The organism is Treponema sp. OMZ 803 (genome assembly GCF_024181165.1).
Classification (GTDB): domain Bacteria; phylum Spirochaetota; class Spirochaetia; order Treponematales; family Treponemataceae; genus Treponema.
Window position 1 is genome coordinate 923,293 of the sequence record NZ_CP051195.1, and the last position, 21,845, is coordinate 945,137.

A 21,845-nucleotide genomic window follows, 5' to 3' on the forward strand; every position below is an offset into this window, starting at 1 on the left:
AAATAACGGAGGTAAAGAAATGTCAAAATCATTTTATTCGTGGTTGTCGCAGTTTAAAAACGACAGTACTTCTGTAGGAGATCTTGCACGAGATGTAAGGTTTGATAAAGAGTTTCCTCGTCATTCCGATTCCCGCAAATACTTAAGAGATTACCTTGAAAGTATGGGGGCATGTGACAGTACAATGAGCATTTTTGAAGAAGCTTTTAGTCACTATGAGCAAGACGCAAAAAAGTAATTTTCCTCATGACATAGCGTACGATTATTCGTACGCTATGTACTCCGATGGAGGTACGTAAATGACAGCAATGACCGCTACGGCAGCGAGGACTAATCTTTATAATCTCATTGACCAAACAAGAGATTGCCATGAACTGATTATCATTTCCGGCAAAAGAAATAATGCGGTTTTAATTTCAGAAGATGACTGAAATGCTATTCAAGAAACCTTGTATTTGTGTTCTATCCCAGGAATGAGAGAATCTATTATTGAAGCAAGTAAAGAGCCATTGGAAGAGAGCATTAAAGAACTTGACTGGTGATGTGGACAGTAGTTTATTTAAAACAGGCGGCAAAAGATAGTAAAAAAATTGAACTGTCAAATCTAAAACCAACAGTAAAGCATTTAATTGAAGTTATAAAGAATAATTCTTTTGAAAATCCTTCGCCTTACGAAAAGTTAGTTGGAGATTTAACGGGAAAATACTCAAGAAGAATTAATATACAGCATCGTTTGGTATATGAAGTTTTTGAAAAAGAACTTATAGACCGTATTCTAAGAATGTGGACTCATTATAAATAAGCCTAACGTCCCCCTGGTTACTGATTTATATGCAGCATTTAAATGTACTGCTTGCGGTTGTGTTTGTGAGTATTGGGATGGAGCTTCATTCAAAGAAAAATTAGGACTTGCGTTTCGTACCTGTCTGGACTGCGGCGGAAAACTAAAATATATAAAAAAAGCTTTTCCTCGCCAGATACTAGGGATAGGGGTCTTCGGCAATATTGAGGAATATGTAGATTTATTCGTGCGAGGGTTTCATACCTGACGTTTTACGTCTGAATCCGTACCGTAACAAAGGATGTTAAAGCTATTTCCCCAAGCATATCGATGGCGAAATAAAAAACAGGCAAACAGGAGTTGCACCATATCGCTCCTTCAATTATTCAGCGCCCTCTCCACGAAGCTGTTTTACGCTCGGGTATTCCGAAGGCAATTGGTTTTCATACTTTTCGCCATTCATTTGCAAGTCATCTATTGGAAGCCGGTTACGATATTTGTATCGTCCAAAAGCTTCTCGGCTACAGCGATGTCTCAACCACTATGGTTTACACCCTCGTTCTCAACCGTGGCGGTCTTGCTGTTCAAAGTCCTATGACAGGATGTGATTTTTATCTCAATTTGGTGAAGATGACCTAATTTACTTGCTGTTTATTTTTCCGGTAGATACTTAGAGTAGAAAGATATGGCAGTTAGAATCTCAGTTTAGATTGCAAATTAGTGGTTTTATGATATTATGAGGAATAGTCGAAAGAGGTTAGCTGGACACACCACTGGAGTGGAAATTTATAGGAAAAAAATATGAAGTTGAAAAACTTAAAAATTATTTTTTGGGGACTATGTATCGCATTTTGTGCTTGCGAAAGCAATAAACTTGAAAACACAAAAGCAACAGATACAAGGTTAGCAGAAACAAAAAAAGTGTTAAAAATTGAAAACTACACTTATGAAGAAAATTCGGAAATAATTGAAATCATCAGTGGAATTGATAATAAGAAAACAATTTATATAAAAACCTATGATGATAATCATAATCTTTTGAAAAACTACTGCAAAACAGATGGATATTTTATTGAATATGAGTATAACCGGAATAACCAAGTCGTATATTCAAAAGATAATGGTGGAGACGGACATGAATACTTTTACGAATATGACTCAAATGGCGATATGACATATTTTCATAGCACGATTGGTGGTGAACCATATTTAAATTACCATGCAGAATATGAAAATCATAAATTAGTTCATAGATATAGTCAGGCAGTACTTGGTGAACATCATGAATGGTGGACATATACAGATGACTTTAGAAAATGTACTTATAAAAATTCTCTAAAAGATGGAGTTACATATTATGAATATGATTCCCATGGAAATAAAATTTATGAAAAAAGTTATTTAGGTGAAAATTTTTATGCATATGATGATAACGGTAATTTAATTTCGAAGAAAACAATCTATGAAGATGGAAAGAACCATACGACAATTTATGAATATGACACTATGGGCAACAAAATCTCTGAAAAAGACGGTCTTTTTGATACTTATTATGAATATGAATTCTATGACAATGGTAAAATAAAAACTATAGTATCATATAGAAAATCATAACACCGTTTTCAAAGCCGATAAAAACTTTGACACCTCGTTATAAAGACTAAAAAAATCATATAGTTTTTTAGAAAATAAATGAATAACCGGTAGCCTATAATTTCAAAAGTTCTCTTTTCATCTTGATCTTTTAATGTGCGCACTTAGTAAATGCAGCGTCAGGCGATGAGAAATGGACAAGGGAAGAATTATGCTGTGTCTAAAATATTTATTGATAGTAGCTGCTGCTGCGAAAGACATAAAATAAAACTCATAACAGATATATGTTTCAACAGGAGTAGTCCGGTATATTTTTAATCTTCGCCAATATTAGAAAATTAATAATATTCTGATGATTTCAAATTGACAGTATGTCCTCGTACGTATTATAGTGGGCTGGGATGGCGAAAAAACAACTAACTTTTGCGTCTTCTTCAAGGTTGAAGCATTCAAGATAAGGGGAATTATATGCAAAAGCTTTACTTTTCTAAAATATTCGGAGTCGGCTGTATTATTGCGGCAATTATACTGGCGAGCAGCTGCGTATCACGTCCTGTTGAATATGATATACGAGCATTCGGTGCTGTTGGATCGGACGCCGATGTGTATATAGTTGCTCCGGTTATCGGGAATGAGTCACTTTTAAAAACTCTGTTTACCGCTTTTGTGCCGGAGAGAACCGCTTTGCAGTATTTGAACCGGACATCGGTACTGTATATCGGTGCAGACTACAGGATGCCGCCATCGGTAACCGTTGTTTCGAGCGGTTCTTATCCTGTCAGTTTGGGAGATTTGCTGTTTTCTAAAAAAGACGGTTGGGAAAAACGCCGCGCGGCAGCACTGAACAATCGCACCTATTATTCTTCTGCAACTGTGGATATAGTGGTTCAAGAAAAAATAGCCTTTATGTGCTTAGGCGACAATCAACGGGATTCGACAGCGTTTTTGCAGCGGATAGCCGAGCCTCAGTCCCTGATATTTCCGCCCCGATTTCAAGCCCTGAGTGAATCCGGTGGGGTAGGGGAAATCGGCTTATATGCCCGTTCGGGAGGCTCCGTAGTATCCGCTTTGTTAGGCTTAGAGGATATTGAACTGCCGATACGGTCGATAGAGCTTTATCTGAAAAAGGATATCAACTCAATGTATCGGTGTTCTGCGATATTTGAGGCAACAGACGCTCGCGCAGCTCTTGTTGTCCGGCTGCTTCTGAGTCATGGTCTGAATGGAGATTTTTCCGTTCAAGACTCTTCTATTTTTGTAGAAAATGCCGATATTACAGAAACAGAGCTCATTACAATGCTACGAGGTATAACTTCGGCTGCTAACATTGCGCAGCCTCGTTAACCGTCAAGTTTTCTACCGAAAACTTACTTATTGTACGCCATTTCTCATTTCATTTTGAAATGGCATAATGCATCGGTTCTCGAGAATTGATATTCTCTCAACCGTTGCATTTTGAAGAAGGTATAACTTCGGCTGCTAACATTGCGCAGCCTCGTTAGCCGTCAAGTTTTCTACCGAAAACTTACTTATTGTACGCCATTTCTCATTTCATTTTGAAATGGCATAATGCATCGGTTCTCGAGAATTGATATTCTCTCAACCGTTGCATTTTGAAGAAGGTATAACTTCGGCTGCTAATAGAGCATTTTAATTACTTGATTGATCTGTGGAGGGCTTATGCCTACGTATGACTATATGTGCGATTCTTGCGGAGCTTCTTTCGAGGTACAGCATAAAATGACCGATACGCCTGCTATAGTTTGTCCGCAATGCGGAGCATCTGCTCATCAAGTATTCTCGGCTGGTTTTGGATTAAATTTTACCGGTAAAGGTTTTTATCAAACCGATGCGCAAAAAACAGTAGCATCTACAGATGTGAAGAAGGCTGATGTGCAGGGTTCCTCTTCGCAAGGGAAAGACAAAACGGCTCATTCGTGCAGTAAAGGCTGCGGATGCTCAGGCGGCTGTTCGTGTTCAAGCTAAGTATATGAATAAACAACCTAAGTTTTTTTGTGAAAATTGTAATGCAGAAGTTCGTCGTGATGCAGTGATCTGTCCTCACTGTGGCCGTTTTTTTGCCTCCGTGCGGTGTCCCAGTTGCGGATTTACCGGAACACATAAAGAGTTTAAAGACGGATGCCCCTCATGCGGCTATGCGTTCACTCCTGATGAGCAAGAGAACAAAAAGAATAATACAAAAAAACTAAAAAAAAAGAAATTCCGTATTGTGCAATACGTCGGACATGAAGCCGATGCCCGCACCGACACCGACCCCTTACCTTTATGGGTATACGGGGTAGTCCTTTTACTGTGTGCCGCTCTCGCTATAATTTTCTTTCTCCTTTAACGAAATTTTATCTAAAATTTTGTACATTTCTTCAAACAGGCTGGCAAACGCATCAGGCAGAGTAGATAAAAAGCGCAGAATCATTGAGGCTGTGAAACCATTTGAACTGCGAGTGGTTCAACTCTAGTTGAATAGTTTCAATGATTCTGCGGGAAACACGAACATTGTACTTCCTTGTACAATATTCGTGTCAAGTTTTTCTAGCGAAAAACTTGCTGCTGATTAGTATCACCGCCGTCCGTGGCGGATATGAAAAAACGGCCTGATGCGATTACCCTGGAAGATGTGAAACTTTTGCTTGACTGTTAGCAATTTCGGTTCTATACTTATAGATAATATAAGTGAGGTAAAATGCGTATAGCTAAAGTTTTTAGTTCCATTTTTACCATAATATGATTGTTTGTTGAAACTTATTGAGGAGGAGTTTTATGAGCAAAGAAACCTTAAACCCGTTGGCGAATGCACAGGCACAAGTAAAAAAAGCGTGCGATGCTTTGGGAGCAGATCCCGCGGTATATGAATTATTGAAGGAACCGCAGCGGATAATCGAAATTTCCATTCCGGTAAAGATGGATAACGGTTCTATCAAAGTATTTAAGGGATATAGAGCTGCGCATAACGATGCGGTCGGCCCCTACAAGGGTGGTATTCGCTTCCATCAAAATGTCAATGCCGATGAAGTAAAAGCTCTTTCTATTTGGATGAGTATTAAATGTCAAGTAACCGGTATACCCTACGGTGGCGGAAAAGGCGGTATCACTGTTGATCCTTCCGAATTATCTCAGCGTGAGTTGGAGCAGTTGTCACGCGGCTGGGTACGCGGTTTGTATAAGTACCTCGGTGAAAAAGTAGATGTGCCTGCTCCGGACGTCAATACCAACGGCCAGATCATGGCGTGGATGCAGGATGAATACAATAAGCTGACCGGCGAGCAGACCATCGGCGTATTTACCGGTAAGCCGCTTACCTACGGTGGTTCCAAGGGAAGAAACGAGGCGACCGGCTTCGGTGTTGCCGTTATTATGCGTGAAGCCTGCAAAGCAATCGGTATGGATTTAAAGAAAGCAACCGTTGCCGTTCAGGGTTTCGGAAACGTCGGAAAGTTCACCGTTAAGAACATCATCAAGCTGGGTGGAAAAGTTGTCGCAGTTGCGGAATTCGACAAGAAAGAAGGTACCTACGCAACCTACAAAGAAAGTGGCTTTACTTTTGAAGAATTGAATGAGGCAAAGACAAAAGACGGCAGTTTACTCCATGTTCCCGGTGCAAAGAAAATTTCCCTCGATGACTTCTGGGCATTGAATGTCGATGTTATCAGTCCCTGCGCAATGGAAAATGCAATCAAAGAGCACGAAGCCAATCTGATCAAGGCAAAGCTGATCTGCGAAGGCGCAAACGGCCCCATTACGTTGGAAGCTGATGAGATCCTGTACAAGAAGGGAATCCTTGTTACTCCTGATATTCTGACCAATGCCGGCGGTGTTACCGTTTCTTACTTTGAATGGGTACAGAACCTCTACGGCTACTATTGGACGGAAAAAGAAGTTGAAGAGAAAGAAGAGCGCGCAATGATCGACGCATTCAACCCGATTTGGGCATTAAAGAAGGAAAAGAACGTTTCGTTCCGCCAAGCAACTTACATGAAATCCATCAAGAGAATTGATGAAGCAATGAAGGTAAGAGGCTGGTATTAATCCCGAACTTCATATCTGCCTGAAAATATATGAGAACCTCTAAAAACTTCCATTTTTAGAGGTTCCTATACGGTTTAGATAAAAGGGTTTAATCTACAAGGCGTATCGGTTCCTTAAAAAGAAGCCGATACGCCTTTTTTTATGCTAGGCATCCCCGCCATTACTGCAATACATCAACCAATCTATTGACAATACGTGTGATACGTGTAATAACGGTAGGCATGAAAGACAGAGACCTTTTAAAATTATTATTAAAAGACGGCTGGGAATTGGTATCAGTGAAAGGCAGCCATCACAAAATTAAGAAAGGTGAAAAAACTGAGATCCTTCCGGTACACGGTACGGACATCAAAAAAGGGCTTTTGTCTGCAATCTTGAAAAGAACCGGATTGGAGGTTAAAAGATGAAAATTATGTATCCTGCTATTTTTCATGCCGAAGCAGACGGCGGTTTTTGGGTGGAGTTTCCCGATCTGCCCGGCTGCTCCACTCAGGGTGATACTGAAACCGAAGTTTATGCGAATGCAGTTGAGGCGATGGAACTTTATTTGCAAGATGATTATACAATCGATACGTTACCCAAGGCATCCGCTGCAAGCAAAATTACAACGGATAAAAATAGTTTTGTATCGTTTATATGCGGTGAATTTAAAGTAAACGAAAAAGCGGTAAAGAAGACGTTGACACTTCCTGCCTGGCTGAATATTCAGGCAGAAAAAGCAGGCGTTAATTTCAGTCAAACGTTACAAGAGGCATTGTATAAGAAATTAGACCTCGTAATGTAGCAGTACCTGCAACTAACGGCGCGGTGCCCGTACCGGTTTAATTATCAATTAGCGCATTACCCATTACCCATTTTTTACTCCGCATCCCCGCCGTCGAGGTCGAGTTCTCCGTTGAAGGTTGTTTCCGAAGCGGGCGGCGCGATGTCTTCTTCATCCTCGCGTGCAACCACATCTAAGCCGATGAGCTGGTCGGGGCTTTCGATATCGAGGATTTTAACACCCTGCGCGGCGCGTCCCATCACGTTAATAGAGGAAACCTGTACTCGGATGGTTTTTCCCTGTCCGGTGATGCACACGATTTCGTCATCGCCAGCGACGGCAAGCAATCCGACCACCTCGCCGGTCTTTTCGGTAATGGTATACACCTTTTGCCCGCCGGTACCGCGCCCATGCGGAGAAAACTCGGAAAAGTCAACCCGCTTGCCGTAGCCGTTCTCGCTCATCACGAGGAGCTTGCCGCCGTTAATCCGAAGCGCGCCGGTCAGCTCATCCCCGCCGGACAGCCGAATACCGATTACCCCATGCGAAGCGCGTCCTTGGTCGCGTATTTCGGTTTCGGAAACGCGGAGCGCCTGGCCGTGCCGAGTTACCAGCATCAGCTCATCTTTACCGGTGGTAAGGATTGCGCTTACCAGCTTGTCCCCTTCATCCAGCTTAATGGCGATAATGCCGCGCGTTTTGGCATTCTGGAAGCTGTCGGTCTGTACCTTCTTTACGATGCCGCCCGCCGTCGCCATCAGCAGGTATGTGTCGCTACTAAACTCTTTTAAGGATACAATCGTGGTAATTTCCTCGTCGGAAGATACGGCGAGCAGCGACTTGATATGAGAACCGCGGCTTGTACGGCTCGCTTCGGGGATTTCGTGTACCTTAACCCAGTACGCCTTCCCCTCATTGGTGATAAACATGATGTAATCGTGCGTGGAAGCGGTAAAAATCTGGTCGATAAAGTCATCTTCAACCAAGGCTGCCGAATTGGAACCCTTGCCGCCGCGGTTCTGCCGCTTGTAGGCGGTAACCGGTACCCGCTTGATGTAGCCGAGGTTGGAAACCAGTACCACCATCTGCTCTTTTTTGATGAGGTCTTCGATGTTGATTTCTTCCACCTCGTCGCTGACAATATCGGTACGGCGGTCGTCGCCGAATTTTTCTGCAAGCTCATCGGTTTCCTGCTTAATGAGCGCAAGAATCTTTTCAGGATGCGCCAAGAGGTCTTTCAAATGTTCAATCAGCAGTTCAAGCTCCTGCAATTCCTTGCGGAGGTCTTCAATTTCGAGGCTGGTGAGGCGTTTGAGCTGCATATCAACGATGGCCTGCGCCTGTATGTCGTCAAACGAAAACCGCTCCATCAGCGCGTTCTTGGCGCTGGCCGTATCGCGGGAGCCGCGGATAATCTTAATCACCTCATCGATGTTGTCGATGGCGATGATAAGAGCGCGTAAAATATGGGCGCGCTCTTCAGCTTTTTTCAGGTCGAAGCGGACGCGGCGGGTAACAACCTCCTGCCGGTGCGCAACAAAGTAGCCGACCAGCTGTTTGAGCGTCAGCGTTTGCGGCCGCCCATCCACCAACGCAAGGTTAATAACGCCGAAGGAGGACTGCAGGGCTGTCTTGGAAAAGAGCTGATTCAGCACCACCTTTGCGATTGCTCCCCGCTTCAACTCGATAACCAGTCGTAAACCGGCGCGGTCTGAGGTTTCGTCATTGACTGCCGCAATCCCTTCTATCACTTTTTCACGGGCAAGTTCACCGATCTTCGCAACAAGCGCCGTGGTGTTTACCTGATAAGGCACTTCGGTAAAGATAATCGTTTCCTTGCCTTTTTTATCAACTTCGATATTGAACCTGCCACGGACTAAAATCTTCCCGCGTCCGGTTTTAAACGCCTGCCGGATGCCCTTTTTACCAAAGATAATGCCGCCGGTCGGAAAGTCCGGCCCTTTGATGTACTTGGCAAGCTCATCAATGGTAATGTCGGGATTGTCGATATAAGCGGACACCGCTTGAGCAATTTCGCGTAGGTTGTGCGGCGGCATATTGGTTGCCATACCGACGGCAATACCGCTTGAACCATTCGCCAATAGGAACGGAAATTTGCCCGGCAGAACGGTCGGCTCCTGCGTAGAATCATCAAAGTTCGGGATAAAATCAACGGTATCTTTTTTGATATCCTCTACCATCGACTCCGCAAGCCGCGCCATCTTTGCTTCCGTATAACGGTAGGCTGCAGGCGGGTCGCCTCCGATGGTACCGAAGTTTCCTTGCGGATGGATTACCGGATACCGGAGAGAAAAATCCTGCCCCAAACGGACAAGTGCATCATATACGGAGGCATCGCCGTGCGGGTGATAGCTTCCCAGTACATCACCGACAATCTTAGCGCATTTGCGCGTCGGCCCCGAATAGCGCAAGTTTTTCTCTTCCATTGAATAGAGGATTCTGCGGTGTACCGGCTTCAAGCCATCTCGCACATCAGGCAGCGCACGGCTCACAATAACCGACATTGAATAGTCTATATATGCACGTTTTACTTCAGTTTCAATCGGAATGGGGATTAACACCCCGCCTTCCGGCGTTTTTATCTCTTCCACGTTTTATGCTCCATTACACATCGAGATTCGCGTACACCGCATTTTCTTCGATAAATTTGCGGCGCGGCTCTACTTCTTCGCCCATCAGTGTGCTGAAAATCCGGTCAGCTTCTACCGCATCGGGCAGGGTTACCCGCATCATCTTGCGGCGGGCGGGATCCATCGTTGTCTCCCAGAGCTGCGTGCCGTCCATTTCACCCAAACCCTTGTATCGCTGCACCGCGGGGTTCACATTCCGCCCAATTTCATTCAAAATGCTGTCCCGCTCACTGTCGTCATACACGTACCATTCTTTCTTATTGTAGGAAATTTTATAGAGCGGCGGCATCGCGAGATACACATAGCCGTGCTCAATCAGTTCCGGCATATAGCGGAAAAAGAAGGTGAGTAAAAGCGTGCGGATATGGGAACCGTCCACGTCGGCATCCGCCATAATGATAATCTTGTGGTAGCGGATTTTATCAAGGTTAAAATCCTCACCGATGCCGGTACCGAGCGTTGCGATAATCGGCTGGAGTTTCTCGTTATTGAGTACCTTGTCGAGCCGAGTTTTTTCGACGTTCAGCATTTTTCCCCACAGCGGCAAAATTGCCTGCGTCTTGCTGTCGCGCCCCTTCTTTGCAGAACCGCCTGCAGAATCACCTTCCACAATGTAGACCTCGCATTTTTCCGGGTCTTTGGAAGAGCAGTCGGCAAGTTTCCCCGGCAGCCCGAAGCTGTCAAGGCCGCTTTTCCGGCGGGTCGCTTCTTTTGCCTTGCGAGCTGCGATACGGGCGGTTGCTTCACCGACTGCTTTTTCGAGGATTTTATCGATTTCGGTCGGATTTTGTTCAAAAAAGAGAGTGAGTTTTTCGTTAATGAAGGTGTCAACGATACTCCGCACATCGCTGTTGCCGAGCTTGGTCTTCGTCTGCCCTTCAAACTGAGGCTCGGGAACTTTGACCGATAGTACCGCCGTTAAACCGGCACGTACGTCTTCGCCCATCAACTTTTCTTCTTTTTCCATCTTTTTAGAAAGCTTGGCATTTTTCTTCAAGAATTCGTTCATCACGCGGGTGAGCGCCGTTTTAAAACCTTCGAGGTGGGTACCGCCCTCGCGCGTGTTAATATCGTTGACAAACGAAAGAACATTTTCTTTATAGCCGTCGTTGTACTGCATTGCCAGCTCGACAACGACATCGCTTTTTTCACCGTCGAAATAAATCGGTTCTTTGGGAAGCACCTGTTTACTTTCGTTCAGGTAGCGCACAAAGTGAGAAATACCGCCGTCAAAGGCAAAGGTTACTTCTTTCGGTGTGGAAAGCCGCTCGTCGCGTAGTGTGATGCTGATGGTATTATTCAAAAAGGCGAGTTCGCGGAGACGAACCGCCAGTACATCAAAGTTATAGGTGGTCGTTTCGGTAAAAATAGTCGGGTCGGCAGTCCAGCGGATGGTAGTGCCGCGCTTTTTCGTCTCTCCCCGTTTGGTAACCGGGCAGAGCGGTTCGCCGAGTGCAAATTTTTGCACATATTCAAAGCCATCCCTGCAAACAATCGCTTCCATATTGGTGGAAAGCGCGTTTACAACAGAAACACCGACACCATGCAAACCGCCGGAAACCTTGTACGAACCCTTGTCGAATTTGCCGCCTGCATGGAGCCGCGTCAAAACCAACTCCAGCGCACTTACGCCCTCTTCTGGGTGAATATCGACGGGAATACCGCGTCCGTTATCTTCTACTCTGACGGTATCGTTTTTTTCCAATACGACCAAAATGGTATCGCAATAGCCCGCCATCGCTTCGTCGATACAGTTGTCGACGACTTCGTACACCAAATGATGCAGCCCGTCAGGACCGGTAGAGCCGATATACATTCCGGGGCGTTTGCGGACGGCGTCCAGCCCCTTTAAAACCGTAATATTTTCCGCTGAATATGAAGGCGTTGTCATGCACTATCCTTAGAGAATAAAATGAAGGGGACCGATAAAAGGGTGATTTTTAGCGGTATCCTATGAATTATGGGGAGCTATAATGGTGATAATAATGGAAGCTCCTATTCTTTATGAAAATCGGGCTATTATACTATTATTAGTGGAAAAAGTAAAGGCAGCAGAAAATTGACAGGCGGCAGAAAATTGAGCGTTTATCCTTCCATGCATGAATAAGTCGTACTATTTTAACGTACCGGCAAAAAGTTTGAGGTACCGATCCACCTGATACCCCGATCTATGAATTGCCGCAGAAAATTCCGCATCAAACCGGCAATACTTTTCTACCGAATCAACAGTTTTCTTCATACATTCAACTTGTTTAGCCGGCCGTGCCGCAGAAAGAAAGAGCATCGCTGCCATATCATCGGCAAGCAATTCAGCTGCTTCACGATTAAACCACTTAATTCCGTCCCATTCGTGAATACCAAGGCGAATAATAACATTGGGATCCTGCACCATCCGGCTGACAATACCGGTTCTGCGGATAGATTTCTTTCCACGGGCATTGTGCACATAATAGAGGTACTTCACCGTATCAGCTTTATTTTCAATAGGATCGATATCAAATCCTCTTGAACGAACCAATGCTGTAAGTTTTTCTTCGAGGTGTAGAAAGGCGTAGAGCCTTCCGATATTTTCTTCCATCTTGTAATAAATGGCAATATCTTCAACCGACATAAGGAACACCGAACCGAACGATACAAAAAGCTGCGAAGCCGTTCCACACATTTTGTGAATAAATACGGTTACGGCAGGGGTCATCGCAGTCAACGGCATTTCTCGTATCAGCAAACCGGAAGCCGATAGGAGGAGGCGGTACATACGTGCCTTGAACAGAGTTGACAACTGCTTTATGGATGTTTTAACTGTCGGCACTTTCTCTTCGAGGAATTGTGCAGTTTGCTCGCTGCGATACGTTTCTTCTAAAGCAGTCAAAAAAGCGACGGCTAACGGTTCAAGCTTGTTGATAAACGAATGTATTTTTGACTCTGTTTCATGCGGACTTTCAGTATGCTTACAATCCTTTACCAGTTGAATACAGTCTTGCAACATCTCTTTTGACATACACGCAGCGAGTGCATCATAGAGCTTCTTAAACTTGATCTCATTGATTCCCATCCCAACATCGGCAATACCGTTGCCGTTAAGCTTTTCGTACAGTTGCCGATATTGCTCATCTTGAGTGTCGGTTACCTCATAGATGTTCAAAAATACTTGCGTTTCAAAACCATTTAGAACGGCGAACAAACCGCGCTCCGCAATCTCGCTGTTTTTTCTGATAAACCATAATTTTGAATGTTGCTCCTGAAAAATGACAAACCGGCTCGAGGTAATTGTCAGCAGTAACCCTTGTGCAAGCGCCCGCTGTACCAACTGTTTTTCATCACCGGAACCTTTAACGGCATAAGCGACGGACATATTAATCCAGCCTGCAGTCTGTTCATATTTGTTGTTGTAGAGGATGAGGGAGCGGGAATCGCCGTACACATTAGACCACGCAAAGACATTCTCGTTCACCTGCCCATCTGTCCGGAAATCATAGAGTAGGAAATTTTCTACGCCGGAGAACAAACGGCGCTGCCTCATCAGTGGGAAAATTTCCCGTTGGTGCCGCTCTACGAGGCCGGTGTTCACCTGCTCATTATAATACGCACGACGGTATTCCATACCGTATTTTTCTTCAAAGCCTTCAATTTGCCCGTGTCCGAACATCGGCAGCCCCGGCATTGCAACCAACATGGTACAGACGCCGAAATACTTATCATCTCGACCGAACTGTGCAACGGCGGTTTCCTCATCAGGATTGTTCATAAAATTGACATAGCGCTTTAATATTTGCGGGTCAAACTCGAGGGTATTCTTGATAGTCAGCCGATACTGGGCGTTATCCTCCCGCTTGAGCATATTCATAAATGCGGAATTATAGACGCGGTGCATTCCGAGTGTGCGGACAAAATACCCTTCCATCATCCAAAAGGCTTCGGCTAATAAAAGGGTATCGGGAGCTTCAACCGCACAGCGGTCTACTACCTCGCGCCAAAATTCTTCGGGGAGCCGCTTTTGAAACTCCTCCGTAGAAAGCGCAAAGCGGGAACGGCTCGCAATATCTCCTCCTCTTCCCGGCTCGGGATACCACAGCCGTCGGATGTGCTTCTTTGCCAGCACCATCGCCGCATCAAATCGAATAATCGGGAAATTCCGAGCAACGTGCAAAATTTTCCGAATAACCTCCTCGCGGGCTTCAGGATTGAGGAAGTCAATTTGAGCGGTATCGTTCCACGGCAGACCCGTACCATCGTTCCCGTGATAAATGTATCGGGTATCGCCGGCATGGTGATCAACCCGTTTAAACACTACTGCGCAATCTGTTTTGGAATAGTAATGATTTTCCAGGTAAATCCCGATACGGGAATCACGGGAAAGGTTTTCCCCGTCAAAATTATAGCTCGGAAACGGACTTTCGCGAGTTTGCATAAAAAGATCCGGCCGCTCCATCACCCACTTTGAATCTATGCCGGTATGATTCGGCACCATATCGGCAGCAAGCCGAATGCCCAGCGCGCCGGTGCGACTACGCAGATTTTCGAGCGCTTCCCATCCGCCGATATCTCCGGCTATCTCATAATCCGTCAAACTGTAGGCGCTCGCTGCCGCCTCTTGGTTCCCGCATATCTGCTTAATCCGCGCACTTGCAGGGGAACGTTCCCATACTCCGATAAGCCACAACGCATTAAAGCCCGCTTCTGCAAGAAAATTAAGCTCCTCATCGGGAATTTGATCAAGGCGAGTGATAGCCCGCTGATACTTTTTACTAAGTTGGTCCAGCCACACCAGCGTGCTTTTTGCAATCATTACGACATTCGGCATCCAGTCACGGTCGGCAGTGAACCGTTCATATTCCTGTGTCAGTTCTTCAAAATGATAGGCATCATGCGTGCCGCCTCCACCGCCGCCCTGCCATGCAGATTTCTCCTCTTCTGAAAGGATATCCTGACTTGTTAAGAGTCTGCCGATAAATTCGCCAAGCAAATCAAGCCAATGCTTTTTGATATATTCAAGCTGTCCTTTCAAACTGAACGGCGCATAAGAAACGGGAGCTTTAAGCAGCGAAATCAGATCAACTTTTTCAGGACCGAATACCTCGTTCCGGAACGACCAGTCGCGAAGGCTATCCCAGAAACAGTTGTATGAAGGGTGTGCCGACAGCTGTTCATCGGTAAAAAGAGGATAAAAAGGTTGGAATGCAGGATTTTCATTTGCAAGCTTACAAAGAATTAATTCTTCAAACGCACGGTATTTATTTTCAATGCCCGATACCGGATCGATATTGCGGAACCAATCTTCGGCGGTCATAGTCCCGCCGTACACCTCCGCAGGAGGAAATTCGGTACAAAATTCGAGTAATAAATCGTCGAGGTCGGGCAAGTGTTCCTTTGCAAGCTCCGCTTGCACAAAGTCATACCCACTGCTAAAAAAATCAGCACGCACATCCCGCCGGTACAGTCGACACATATAATGGAATATTTCATCAATCAACCCCATCGCATTCAGCTGACCTGCTTTTAAATACTGCTCGGCACGTACCGGCATCCCGAATGCACCTGATTCCACGACCTCGTTATACTGGAAAGTAAACACATAAATATCATTAATATTTCGTATTATGACGTTTCCGGTCGATGAAAAGAGTGCTTTTGAAAAATGGCATTTTGTACGTACATCGCGATGGATATGGAATTCCATAGTTTGGAGAAAGCTATCGGCATACACTTTTTGCATAAAATATCCTCGTATGTGCTAATTATATGCCGAAAATCCGATATTGTGAAGCTAGGCTAGCGTTTTTCGCTATCATAGGATATACTGACATCGCATTATCTTGCAGGAGGTTTTACTATGGACAAGCAAAAAATAGAACGGATGCACACCGGAAAGGGATTCATCGCGGCTTTGGATCAGAGCGGTGGCAGTACGCCTAAGGCTCTGGCCGGATACGGTATCGGAAAAGACGCCTATTCAAATGAAAAAGAGATGTTTGATATGGTGCATGCCATGCGCACGCGGATTATCACCAGTAAAGAATTTGACAAAAAGCATATACTCGGTGCTATCCTTTTTGAGCAAACAATGGATCGTGATATAGAGGGTATTCCTACGGCAGACTATCTGTGGGATAAGCGCGGCGTTTTACCGTTTCTAAAGGTTGATAAAGGACTTGCAGACTTAGCCGAAGGTGTTCAGCTGATGAAGCCGATGCCCGATTTGGAAGCATTGCTGCAACGTGCCGTACAGAAGCATATCTTCGGGACAAAGATGCGCTCGGTTATAAAGGAAGCAAATCCTGCCGGTATCAAAAAAGTTATCGATCAGCAGTTTGAAATCGGTCTGCAAATTGCAAAGCACGGATTAGTACCGATTATCGAACCGGAAGTAGATATTCACAGCCCCGATAAATCAAAGTGTGAAGATATCCTAAAAAAAGAAATTCGCGAACACATTGCAAAATTGCCGAAGGATGTGTTGATTATGCTCAAGCTGAGCATCCCGACACAGGCAGACCTGTACAAAGAATTTATCGACAATCCGCAAGTTGTACGCGTTGTTGCGCTTTCGGGCGGGTACAGTAGAGAGGAAGCCAATGCGTTGCTGGCAAAAAACCACGGTATGATCGCCAGCTTCTCCCGTGCCCTCGCAGAAGATTTACGTGCACAGCAGTCGCAAGAAGAATTCGACAAAACCCTTGCCGCTGCAATTAAGAGCATTTACGACGCTTCGATTACATAGTCGACCTGCCCCACAACTAATTCATAGGCATCTCTAAGAACTTGTTTTTTAGAAAAGAAGCAAAAATCTTTTCTATACAAAAGGAGCATATATGAAGGTCGGTTTCGGATGCGATCATGCATCGGTTGTGTTAAAACATATTTTGATGGAACATGTGCAGAACAAAGGGTGGGACGCAATCTTTCATGCTGTGTTAAACTCAATTATGTGAACTTGTAAAAGCTGTTTCTTTCTATTATTACATTGCGCAATTACTCAGGAGGATGAGATGTTTAATTTTGTTTTTGATGTACCGGTAAAGATACTGTTCGGAAAAGGCAGTGCTGAAGGACTTGCCGATGAGATATTAAAATACGGTAATAGAGTACTGCTCTGCTACGGAGGCGGGAGTATCAAGAAAATTGGGCTTTACGATACGATAACGGAGCAATTAAAATCAAAGGGCATCTTTTATGCGGAACTGTCAGGTATTTCTCCCAACCCGCGGATAGAAGAGGTTGAAAAAGGCATCGCGCTGGTACGAGAACACAAGCTTAATTTTATCCTTCCGATCGGTGGCGGAAGCTCTATCGATTGTGCTAAAGCGATCGCTGCCGGTGCGCACTATAACGGTGACCCATGGGACATTATCACGCGGAAGGTCTCTGTTACGGAAGCGATCCCGCTCGGTACGGTTTTGACTCTTGCAGCGACGGGGTCCGAAATGAACTGTGGCGCCGTTATTACCAACTTTAAAACGAAGGAAAAGCTCGGCTTTGAAATTCCGCTTTTGATGCCGAAATTTTCCGTGATGGATCCATGCTACACGTTCTCGGTACCCAAAAAGCATACGGCCGCCGGCACTGCGGATATTATGAGCCATACGTTTGAAAGTTATTTTTCGTTGGACGACGGGGCTTACTTGCAAGACCGGTTCGCCGAAGCGGTACTGAAAACCTGTATCCACTACGGCCCCATTGCGTTGAAGGAACCCGATAATTATGACGCTCGCGCCAATTTGATGTGGGCGGGAACATGGGCGATAAACGGTTTGTTGGGGTGCGGAAAGATGACGATGTGGTCGGCTCACCCGATGGAGCATGAGCTGAGCGCTTTTTACGACATTACGCACGGGGTAGGGCTTGCAATCCTAACCCCTCATTGGATGCGGCATGTACTGAACGACAATACCGTGCATAAGCTTGCCGAGTACGGCGTCAATGTGTGGGGCTTGCCCGCAGACGCGGATGTCTATAAAACGGCAAACGCCGCTATTGATAAGACATCGGAATTTTTTGCATCGCTCGGTATCCCGATGACGCTGCGTGAAGTCGGTATCGGCGAAGAGCATCTTAAAGAGATGGCGGAAGCGGCTGTGATGCACCGGAGCCGCAGCGGAAAAATCCGCGGCTTCCAAACCTTAACGGCAGCCGATGTCCTTGCAATTTATAAAGCTGCGCTGTAAACAAGCTTGAGAATGATTAGAAAAGCCTCTAAAAACTGATTCGCAGTCCGCAGAGCGGACAACTTAATGAATTTCTTTACAGAACAAGCCGGTAGGTTTGCAGTTTTTAGAGGTTCCCATGTGAAATCAAAATGAAAAAGCATAGTTTTTTTTTCTTGTTGGCGCTGCTGCTTGTCTCTTGTAGGCCTGACATCAGAAAGGAAGGCCGTACTGTGTTTGCGCTCGGAACCGTATGCAGTATCCAACTGTTTACCGAAAAGCCTCAGACGGAAGTTGAATTGGTACTGCAGACATGCATTCTTCGGCTTGAAGAATTGGAGCGACATTTAAGTGCAAATGCCGAATCCTCCACGCTTATCGATATCAATAAGGCGTCTGGCGTGTCTGCGGTTAATGTACCGGCGGATATATACCCGTTGTTTGCGCGCGCCGTATTTTTTGCCGAAAAGACGGACGGCGCATTTAATCCCGCTATCGGCGGCGTGGTCAAGCTCTGGAATATCGGTTTTGAAAATGCACGGAAGCCGGAAGATCGGGATATTCAGGTGGCGCTTTCCCGCACCGATTACAAGGATGTACAGCTGGCCGGTACGGCGGTCTTTCTTAAGAAAGAAGGAATGAAGCTTGACTTAGGGGCGATTGCAAAAGGATTCGCTGCCGACGAGCTTACCCGTATTGTAAAGCAGGCTGGGATTATGCACGCTGTGATCGATATCGGTGGTACGATTTCTGCTGTGGGTGTTCGACCGGATGGAAAGCGCTGGAATATCGGTATCCGCGATCCGCGTATCCGGCAGGGACAGCCGATTATCTCCGCCCCGATTGAAAACCGCAGTATTTCCACCTCCGGTAGCTATGAGCGATATTTTGAGCAGGGCGGCATCCGTTATCATCATATTATCGATCCCGCAACGGGGTATCCGGTGCAGAGTAATATGATAGCAGTATCCGTTTTTGCCGATTCTGCAACCGATGCGGATGCTTTGTCGACGGCGTGCTTTGTACTGGGGTATAAGAAAGCTATCAAACTGCTTGACGAACTCCCCAATACGGAGGCGCTTTTTATCTTTGACGATAACAGCGTCCGTACGACTGGGAATCTTAAAAAAAATATCATGATTTTAAATTCTGCATTCCAGTTTACAGATACGGAGTCACTATGAAAACTATAAGACAAAATACCCGCTTGCAAGCTATTCTACAGGCGACAACTCTTTTCGGTTTCGCTTTGTATTTTACCGGTGCAGTTATTTCCGGGGCGGCATACCGCTATGTGCACGAACGGCATATACCCATGCTGTTGTTTTCAGCAGTGGTATTTTTTCTTATCGGTATGCTCAAGCTTAAGAAAGTGATGCAGGAATCGCATTGGCGTACTTCATTGTTTAATAATGGATATACCGGTGTTTTGGGTTATTCCGGAAAGGATGCTCGAAGCGCGCGTGCAGGTGTTTTCAGTATTGTCGTTTTTGCAGTTGCTTTGGTCGGCATGTCGGCGTCTTCGGGAATAGCGGTACGCTTTTCTCAATTTGCATATAGTAATTCGCTGGGCGGGCAGCCTTCGCCTGTTTCCGATCCGCCTTTTGCAGCCGATGCATTTTCTGCCGGAGAATATTCCGCCGCTCCACCGAGCGATGCTGTATCTGATCCTGCATCGACTGTTAGGGTTTCCGGTACGTCGACTACGGCCGGGGCGGAACCGAATATGAAGACTGCGGACAGTGGCATCGTCATGGATAGCGATACTTTTACGCAATGGCTCACAGAGTTGTATACAAAGCCTGATGCATGGGTTGGGAAGAAAATAACAGCGACAGGTTCAGTGTGGAAGGATGGAGAATTGTTTGAAAAGAATGAGTTCGCCTTAGCCCGTATGATGATGATATGCTGCGCTGCCGATATGCAGCCGGTTGGTATCCTTGCACAATGGAGCGATGTTCAGACACTTATCGACGGCGAATGGATTGAAGTTTCCGGTACGCTGTCGAAAAAGCCATATAAGAATAGTTTTGATCCGCTTATTATTGTAGAAACAATAAAAAAGGTAAATCAGCCGCAGCGAGAGTATATTTATCCGTAGATGTGTATTTTTTAAAGCTGTACACGGGCGAGACCTTCCGCCGCCTCTTTATAGTCTTTCCGTATATTAAGTGCCCGTTGGAATGCGTCCCGCGCGCTTTGTTTATAGCCTGTCTGTTCGCGGGCGAGACCGAGCCGATACCACCACAGCGAATTGGACGGTTCCAAATGCACTGCTGCAGAGTAGGCAATGTCAGCTTTTTGATAACGTTTTGTCAAGCGGTAAATGTCGCCGACATAAAAGTAGGCAACGCTTGCGCGCTCTCCTGTCGGAGCCATATCGATATACCGTTCCATTTGGCGGAGAGATTCTTTATAATCGTTTAGATAAAAGTAGGCCTCGCCTAATGTTTCGATAATGCGCACATCCGATGCGATTTTAAGTGCCTCGTTGCAAACGGTTACCGTCTCACGGTATCTATGAAGGCGGAATAGTGACCATGTATAGACGGTGTAGGACTCCATATTGCGCGGGTTTTGGCGGAGTTCGGCAAGGCATACATCGACTGCCGCCATATATGACGTTTTTGCTTCCTCCGTTCTTCCCGCACTATCCAAGCTGCGGCCGGTACGGTATAATTTCAGTGCGTCTGCCTTTTCTTGTGCATAGGTCGCTCCCGATACGCATATTAATATCGCAAAGATCACCATCGTGCGTTTTATAAAATTATACATTTTCTGTTGTGCGCTCATTTTATCAACCTCTCTTTCGTAGGGGATGCCTAACATCTCAGGCAAGTTTTAGAAATTTCCATGCCATGCATCGTTGAACCGCAGTTAAATAATATAATAGAAAGCCTCTAAAAAGTAGTCCTTTCAGAGGCTTGTAATTACATTCCTAGAATGCCGCGACGACTTCTCCGTTAGGATATTTTTCCGTAATATACTTACGTACTTTATCGCTTTGCAGCGCTTTTATCAATGCTTTGATGCGCGGATCGTTCTCATTTCCCTGTTTAACCGAAATAACGTTGGCATAGGGGGAGTCTTTTCCTTCAACAAGCAGACCATCTTTTGCTGCGGAAAGACCTGCCGGAATAGCATAGTTTCCGTTGATAACGGCTCCTTCAACATCTGCAAGCACGCGCGGGAGTGTGGCTGCTTCAATTTCCTTAAACTGTAAGTTGTAGGGGTTTTCAGTAATGTCTTGCGGGGTAGCTGCTAAGCCTGCGCCCTCGCGCAAAGTGATAATATGTGCGGACTCAAGCAATAACAATGCACGCGCTTCGTTTGTCGGGTCATTCGGAATGGCAATGGTATCGCCGCTTTTAAATTCGGAGAGGTTCCCGTATTTTTTTGAATACAGCGCAAGCGGTTCAATATGAACGGTTCCTACACTGACTAGGTGGTACCCATGCTCCTTATTAAAAGTATCCATATAGGGAACGTGTTGGAAGAAGTTTGCGAATTGTTCGCCCGTTTCGACCGCATCGTTGGGGGTTACATAGTCGGTAAACTCGGTAACCTTGAGCGTAATATTTTCTTTTGCAAGGTCATCCGTTACAAGCTCCAAGAGTGCTTTATGGGGTTCCGGACTTGCAGCGACAGTTAAAACATTTTGACTGTCTTCTTTTTTCACGCAGGAAACCGATAAGCTTGCGCAAAGAATTGCACTAAGCAGAAATGCGAGTAGTTTTTTCATAAACTAGTCTCCTTTCCATTGGAATGAACGGTAGATTACTATATATCTTTAAGCTCTGTCTAGGGCTGTCCAAAAGGGAATATATTAGGGAACTCCGAAAAATTTTAGTAGGGTGCCTTTAGGTTAAGCG

Annotated in this window: 18 protein-coding genes and 2 pseudogenes; 15 read left to right on the forward strand and 5 right to left on the reverse strand. The window is 45.3% G+C overall.

What is annotated here, in order from left to right:
* Window positions 1-19 precede the first annotated feature (19 nt).
* From ABH09_RS04270 to ABH09_RS04315, 11 genes and pseudogenes are all read left to right on the forward strand, one after another.
* Complete coding sequence (locus ABH09_RS04270) at window positions 20-238, forward strand: sterile alpha motif-like domain-containing protein (protein ID WP_162662968.1); 219 nt, start codon at window positions 20-22, stop codon at window positions 236-238.
* Window positions 239-299: 61 nt separating this feature from the next.
* Window positions 300-542: pseudogene (locus ABH09_RS13010) on the forward strand (type II toxin-antitoxin system Phd/YefM family antitoxin).
* Entirely contained in the window at window positions 542-802 is a 261-nt protein-coding gene (locus tag ABH09_RS04280; protein ID WP_253715333.1) for a Txe/YoeB family addiction module toxin, read from the forward strand. The pseudogene ABH09_RS13010 and the gene ABH09_RS04280 overlap by 1 nt, the downstream one beginning before the upstream one ends.
* Before the next feature lie 289 nt (window positions 803-1,091).
* Window positions 1,092-1,420 (forward strand): annotated as a pseudogene (locus ABH09_RS04285) (tyrosine-type recombinase/integrase); the annotation flags it as partial.
* Window positions 1,421-1,582: 162 nt separating this feature from the next.
* Window positions 1,583-2,395: a hypothetical protein gene (locus ABH09_RS04290; protein WP_253715334.1), complete on the forward strand. Its 813-nt coding sequence runs from the start codon at window positions 1,583-1,585 to the stop codon at window positions 2,393-2,395.
* A 447-nt stretch (window positions 2,396-2,842) separates the two neighbouring features.
* Window positions 2,843-3,718, forward strand: coding sequence for a hypothetical protein (locus tag ABH09_RS04295; RefSeq protein WP_253715335.1), 876 nt, complete (start codon window positions 2,843-2,845; stop codon window positions 3,716-3,718).
* A 336-nt stretch (window positions 3,719-4,054) separates the two neighbouring features.
* Window positions 4,055-4,360, forward strand: a complete 306-nt coding sequence (locus ABH09_RS04300; RefSeq protein WP_253715336.1) for an FmdB family zinc ribbon protein — start codon at window positions 4,055-4,057, stop codon at window positions 4,358-4,360.
* Window positions 4,361-4,364: 4 nt separating this feature from the next.
* Window positions 4,365-4,724: a double zinc ribbon domain-containing protein gene (locus ABH09_RS04305; protein WP_253715337.1), complete on the forward strand. Its 360-nt coding sequence runs from the start codon at window positions 4,365-4,367 to the stop codon at window positions 4,722-4,724.
* Between the two features lie 428 nt (window positions 4,725-5,152).
* Window positions 5,153-6,418 carry a Glu/Leu/Phe/Val family dehydrogenase gene (locus ABH09_RS04310; RefSeq protein WP_162662979.1) on the forward strand — a complete coding sequence of 422 codons (1,266 nt, stop codon included), beginning with the start codon at window positions 5,153-5,155 and terminating at the stop codon, window positions 6,416-6,418.
* 221 nt (window positions 6,419-6,639) lie between these two features.
* On the forward strand, window positions 6,640-6,825 hold the full coding sequence (locus ABH09_RS13015; protein WP_371922144.1) for a type II toxin-antitoxin system HicA family toxin: 186 nt from the start codon (window positions 6,640-6,642) through the stop codon (window positions 6,823-6,825).
* Complete coding sequence (locus tag ABH09_RS04315; RefSeq protein ID WP_253715338.1) at window positions 6,822-7,202, forward strand: type II toxin-antitoxin system HicB family antitoxin; 381 nt, start codon at window positions 6,822-6,824, stop codon at window positions 7,200-7,202. The genes ABH09_RS13015 and ABH09_RS04315 overlap by 4 nt, the downstream gene beginning before the upstream one ends.
* Window positions 7,203-7,276: 74 nt before the next feature.
* On the opposite strand, the gene gyrA is transcribed toward ABH09_RS04315, so the two are convergent.
* The 3 genes from gyrA to ABH09_RS04330 all read right to left on the reverse strand — a co-directional run bounded on the left by gyrA (window position 7,277) and on the right by ABH09_RS04330 (window position 15,545).
* Window positions 7,277-9,793, reverse strand: a complete 2,517-nt coding sequence (gyrA, locus tag ABH09_RS04320) for a DNA topoisomerase (ATP-hydrolyzing) subunit A (protein ID WP_253715339.1) — start codon at window positions 9,791-9,793, stop codon at window positions 7,277-7,279.
* Between the two features lie 13 nt (window positions 9,794-9,806).
* Window positions 9,807-11,723: a DNA topoisomerase (ATP-hydrolyzing) subunit B gene (gene gyrB / locus ABH09_RS04325; RefSeq protein WP_253715340.1), complete on the reverse strand. Its 1,917-nt coding sequence runs from the start codon at window positions 11,721-11,723 to the stop codon at window positions 9,807-9,809.
* Window positions 11,724-11,945: 222 nt separating this feature from the next.
* A complete protein-coding gene (locus ABH09_RS04330) occupies window positions 11,946-15,545 on the reverse strand; it encodes an alpha-amylase family glycosyl hydrolase (protein ID WP_253715341.1) in 3,600 nt (1,199 codons plus the stop codon).
* A 117-nt stretch (window positions 15,546-15,662) separates the two neighbouring features.
* Between ABH09_RS04330 and ABH09_RS04335 the strand changes: the two genes are divergently transcribed.
* The 4 genes from ABH09_RS04335 to ABH09_RS04350 all read left to right on the forward strand — a co-directional run bounded on the left by ABH09_RS04335 (window position 15,663) and on the right by ABH09_RS04350 (window position 20,074).
* Window positions 15,663-16,550, forward strand: a complete 888-nt coding sequence (locus ABH09_RS04335; protein WP_162662984.1) for a fructose bisphosphate aldolase — start codon at window positions 15,663-15,665, stop codon at window positions 16,548-16,550.
* A 268-nt stretch (window positions 16,551-16,818) separates the two neighbouring features.
* Window positions 16,819-17,994, forward strand: coding sequence for an iron-containing alcohol dehydrogenase (locus ABH09_RS04340; protein ID WP_253715342.1), 1,176 nt, complete (start codon window positions 16,819-16,821; stop codon window positions 17,992-17,994).
* 131 nt (window positions 17,995-18,125) lie between these two features.
* A complete protein-coding gene (locus ABH09_RS04345; protein WP_253715343.1) occupies window positions 18,126-19,157 on the forward strand; it encodes an FAD:protein FMN transferase in 1,032 nt (343 codons plus the stop codon).
* A complete protein-coding gene (locus ABH09_RS04350; protein ID WP_253715344.1) occupies window positions 19,154-20,074 on the forward strand; it encodes a TIGR03943 family putative permease subunit in 921 nt (306 codons plus the stop codon). The genes ABH09_RS04345 and ABH09_RS04350 overlap by 4 nt, the downstream gene beginning before the upstream one ends.
* Before the next feature lie 11 nt (window positions 20,075-20,085).
* Here the strand turns inward: ABH09_RS04350 and ABH09_RS04355 are convergent, their stop codons facing one another.
* Window positions 20,086-20,766, reverse strand: coding sequence for a tetratricopeptide repeat protein (locus ABH09_RS04355; protein WP_162662989.1), 681 nt, complete (start codon window positions 20,764-20,766; stop codon window positions 20,086-20,088).
* A 145-nt stretch (window positions 20,767-20,911) separates the two neighbouring features.
* Window positions 20,912-21,715, reverse strand: a complete 804-nt coding sequence (locus ABH09_RS04360) for a MetQ/NlpA family ABC transporter substrate-binding protein (protein ID WP_253715345.1) — start codon at window positions 21,713-21,715, stop codon at window positions 20,912-20,914.
* Window positions 21,716-21,845: the final 130 nt, after the last annotated feature.

What these genes read in the sequence shown, in the direction of transcription:
- ABH09_RS04270 (WP_162662968.1), top strand. Translation starts at nt 20, where the DNA reads ATGTCAAAATCATTTTATTCGTGGTTGTCGCAGTTTAAAAACGACAGT.
- ABH09_RS04280 (WP_253715333.1), top strand. Translation starts at nt 542, where the DNA reads ATGTGGACAGTAGTTTATTTAAAACAGGCGGCAAAAGATAGTAAAAAA.
- ABH09_RS04290 (WP_253715334.1), top strand. Translation starts at nt 1,583, where the DNA reads ATGAAGTTGAAAAACTTAAAAATTATTTTTTGGGGACTATGTATCGCA.
- ABH09_RS04295 (WP_253715335.1), top strand. Translation starts at nt 2,843, where the DNA reads ATGCAAAAGCTTTACTTTTCTAAAATATTCGGAGTCGGCTGTATTATT.
- ABH09_RS04300 (WP_253715336.1), top strand. Translation starts at nt 4,055, where the DNA reads ATGCCTACGTATGACTATATGTGCGATTCTTGCGGAGCTTCTTTCGAG.
- ABH09_RS04305 (WP_253715337.1), top strand. Translation starts at nt 4,365, where the DNA reads ATGAATAAACAACCTAAGTTTTTTTGTGAAAATTGTAATGCAGAAGTT.
- ABH09_RS04310 (WP_162662979.1), top strand. Translation starts at nt 5,153, where the DNA reads ATGAGCAAAGAAACCTTAAACCCGTTGGCGAATGCACAGGCACAAGTA.
- ABH09_RS13015 (WP_371922144.1), top strand. Translation starts at nt 6,640, where the DNA reads ATGAAAGACAGAGACCTTTTAAAATTATTATTAAAAGACGGCTGGGAA.
- ABH09_RS04315 (WP_253715338.1), top strand. Translation starts at nt 6,822, where the DNA reads ATGAAAATTATGTATCCTGCTATTTTTCATGCCGAAGCAGACGGCGGT.
- gyrB (WP_253715340.1), bottom strand. Translation starts at nt 11,723, where the DNA reads ATGACAACGCCTTCATATTCAGCGGAAAATATTACGGTTTTAAAGGGG.
- ABH09_RS04330 (WP_253715341.1), bottom strand. Translation starts at nt 15,545, where the DNA reads ATGCAAAAAGTGTATGCCGATAGCTTTCTCCAAACTATGGAATTCCAT.
- ABH09_RS04335 (WP_162662984.1), top strand. Translation starts at nt 15,663, where the DNA reads ATGGACAAGCAAAAAATAGAACGGATGCACACCGGAAAGGGATTCATC.
- ABH09_RS04340 (WP_253715342.1), top strand. Translation starts at nt 16,819, where the DNA reads ATGTTTAATTTTGTTTTTGATGTACCGGTAAAGATACTGTTCGGAAAA.
- ABH09_RS04345 (WP_253715343.1), top strand. Translation starts at nt 18,126, where the DNA reads ATGAAAAAGCATAGTTTTTTTTTCTTGTTGGCGCTGCTGCTTGTCTCT.
- ABH09_RS04350 (WP_253715344.1), top strand. Translation starts at nt 19,154, where the DNA reads ATGAAAACTATAAGACAAAATACCCGCTTGCAAGCTATTCTACAGGCG.
- ABH09_RS04355 (WP_162662989.1), bottom strand. Translation starts at nt 20,766, where the DNA reads ATGAGCGCACAACAGAAAATGTATAATTTTATAAAACGCACGATGGTG.
- ABH09_RS04360 (WP_253715345.1), bottom strand. Translation starts at nt 21,715, where the DNA reads ATGAAAAAACTACTCGCATTTCTGCTTAGTGCAATTCTTTGCGCAAGC.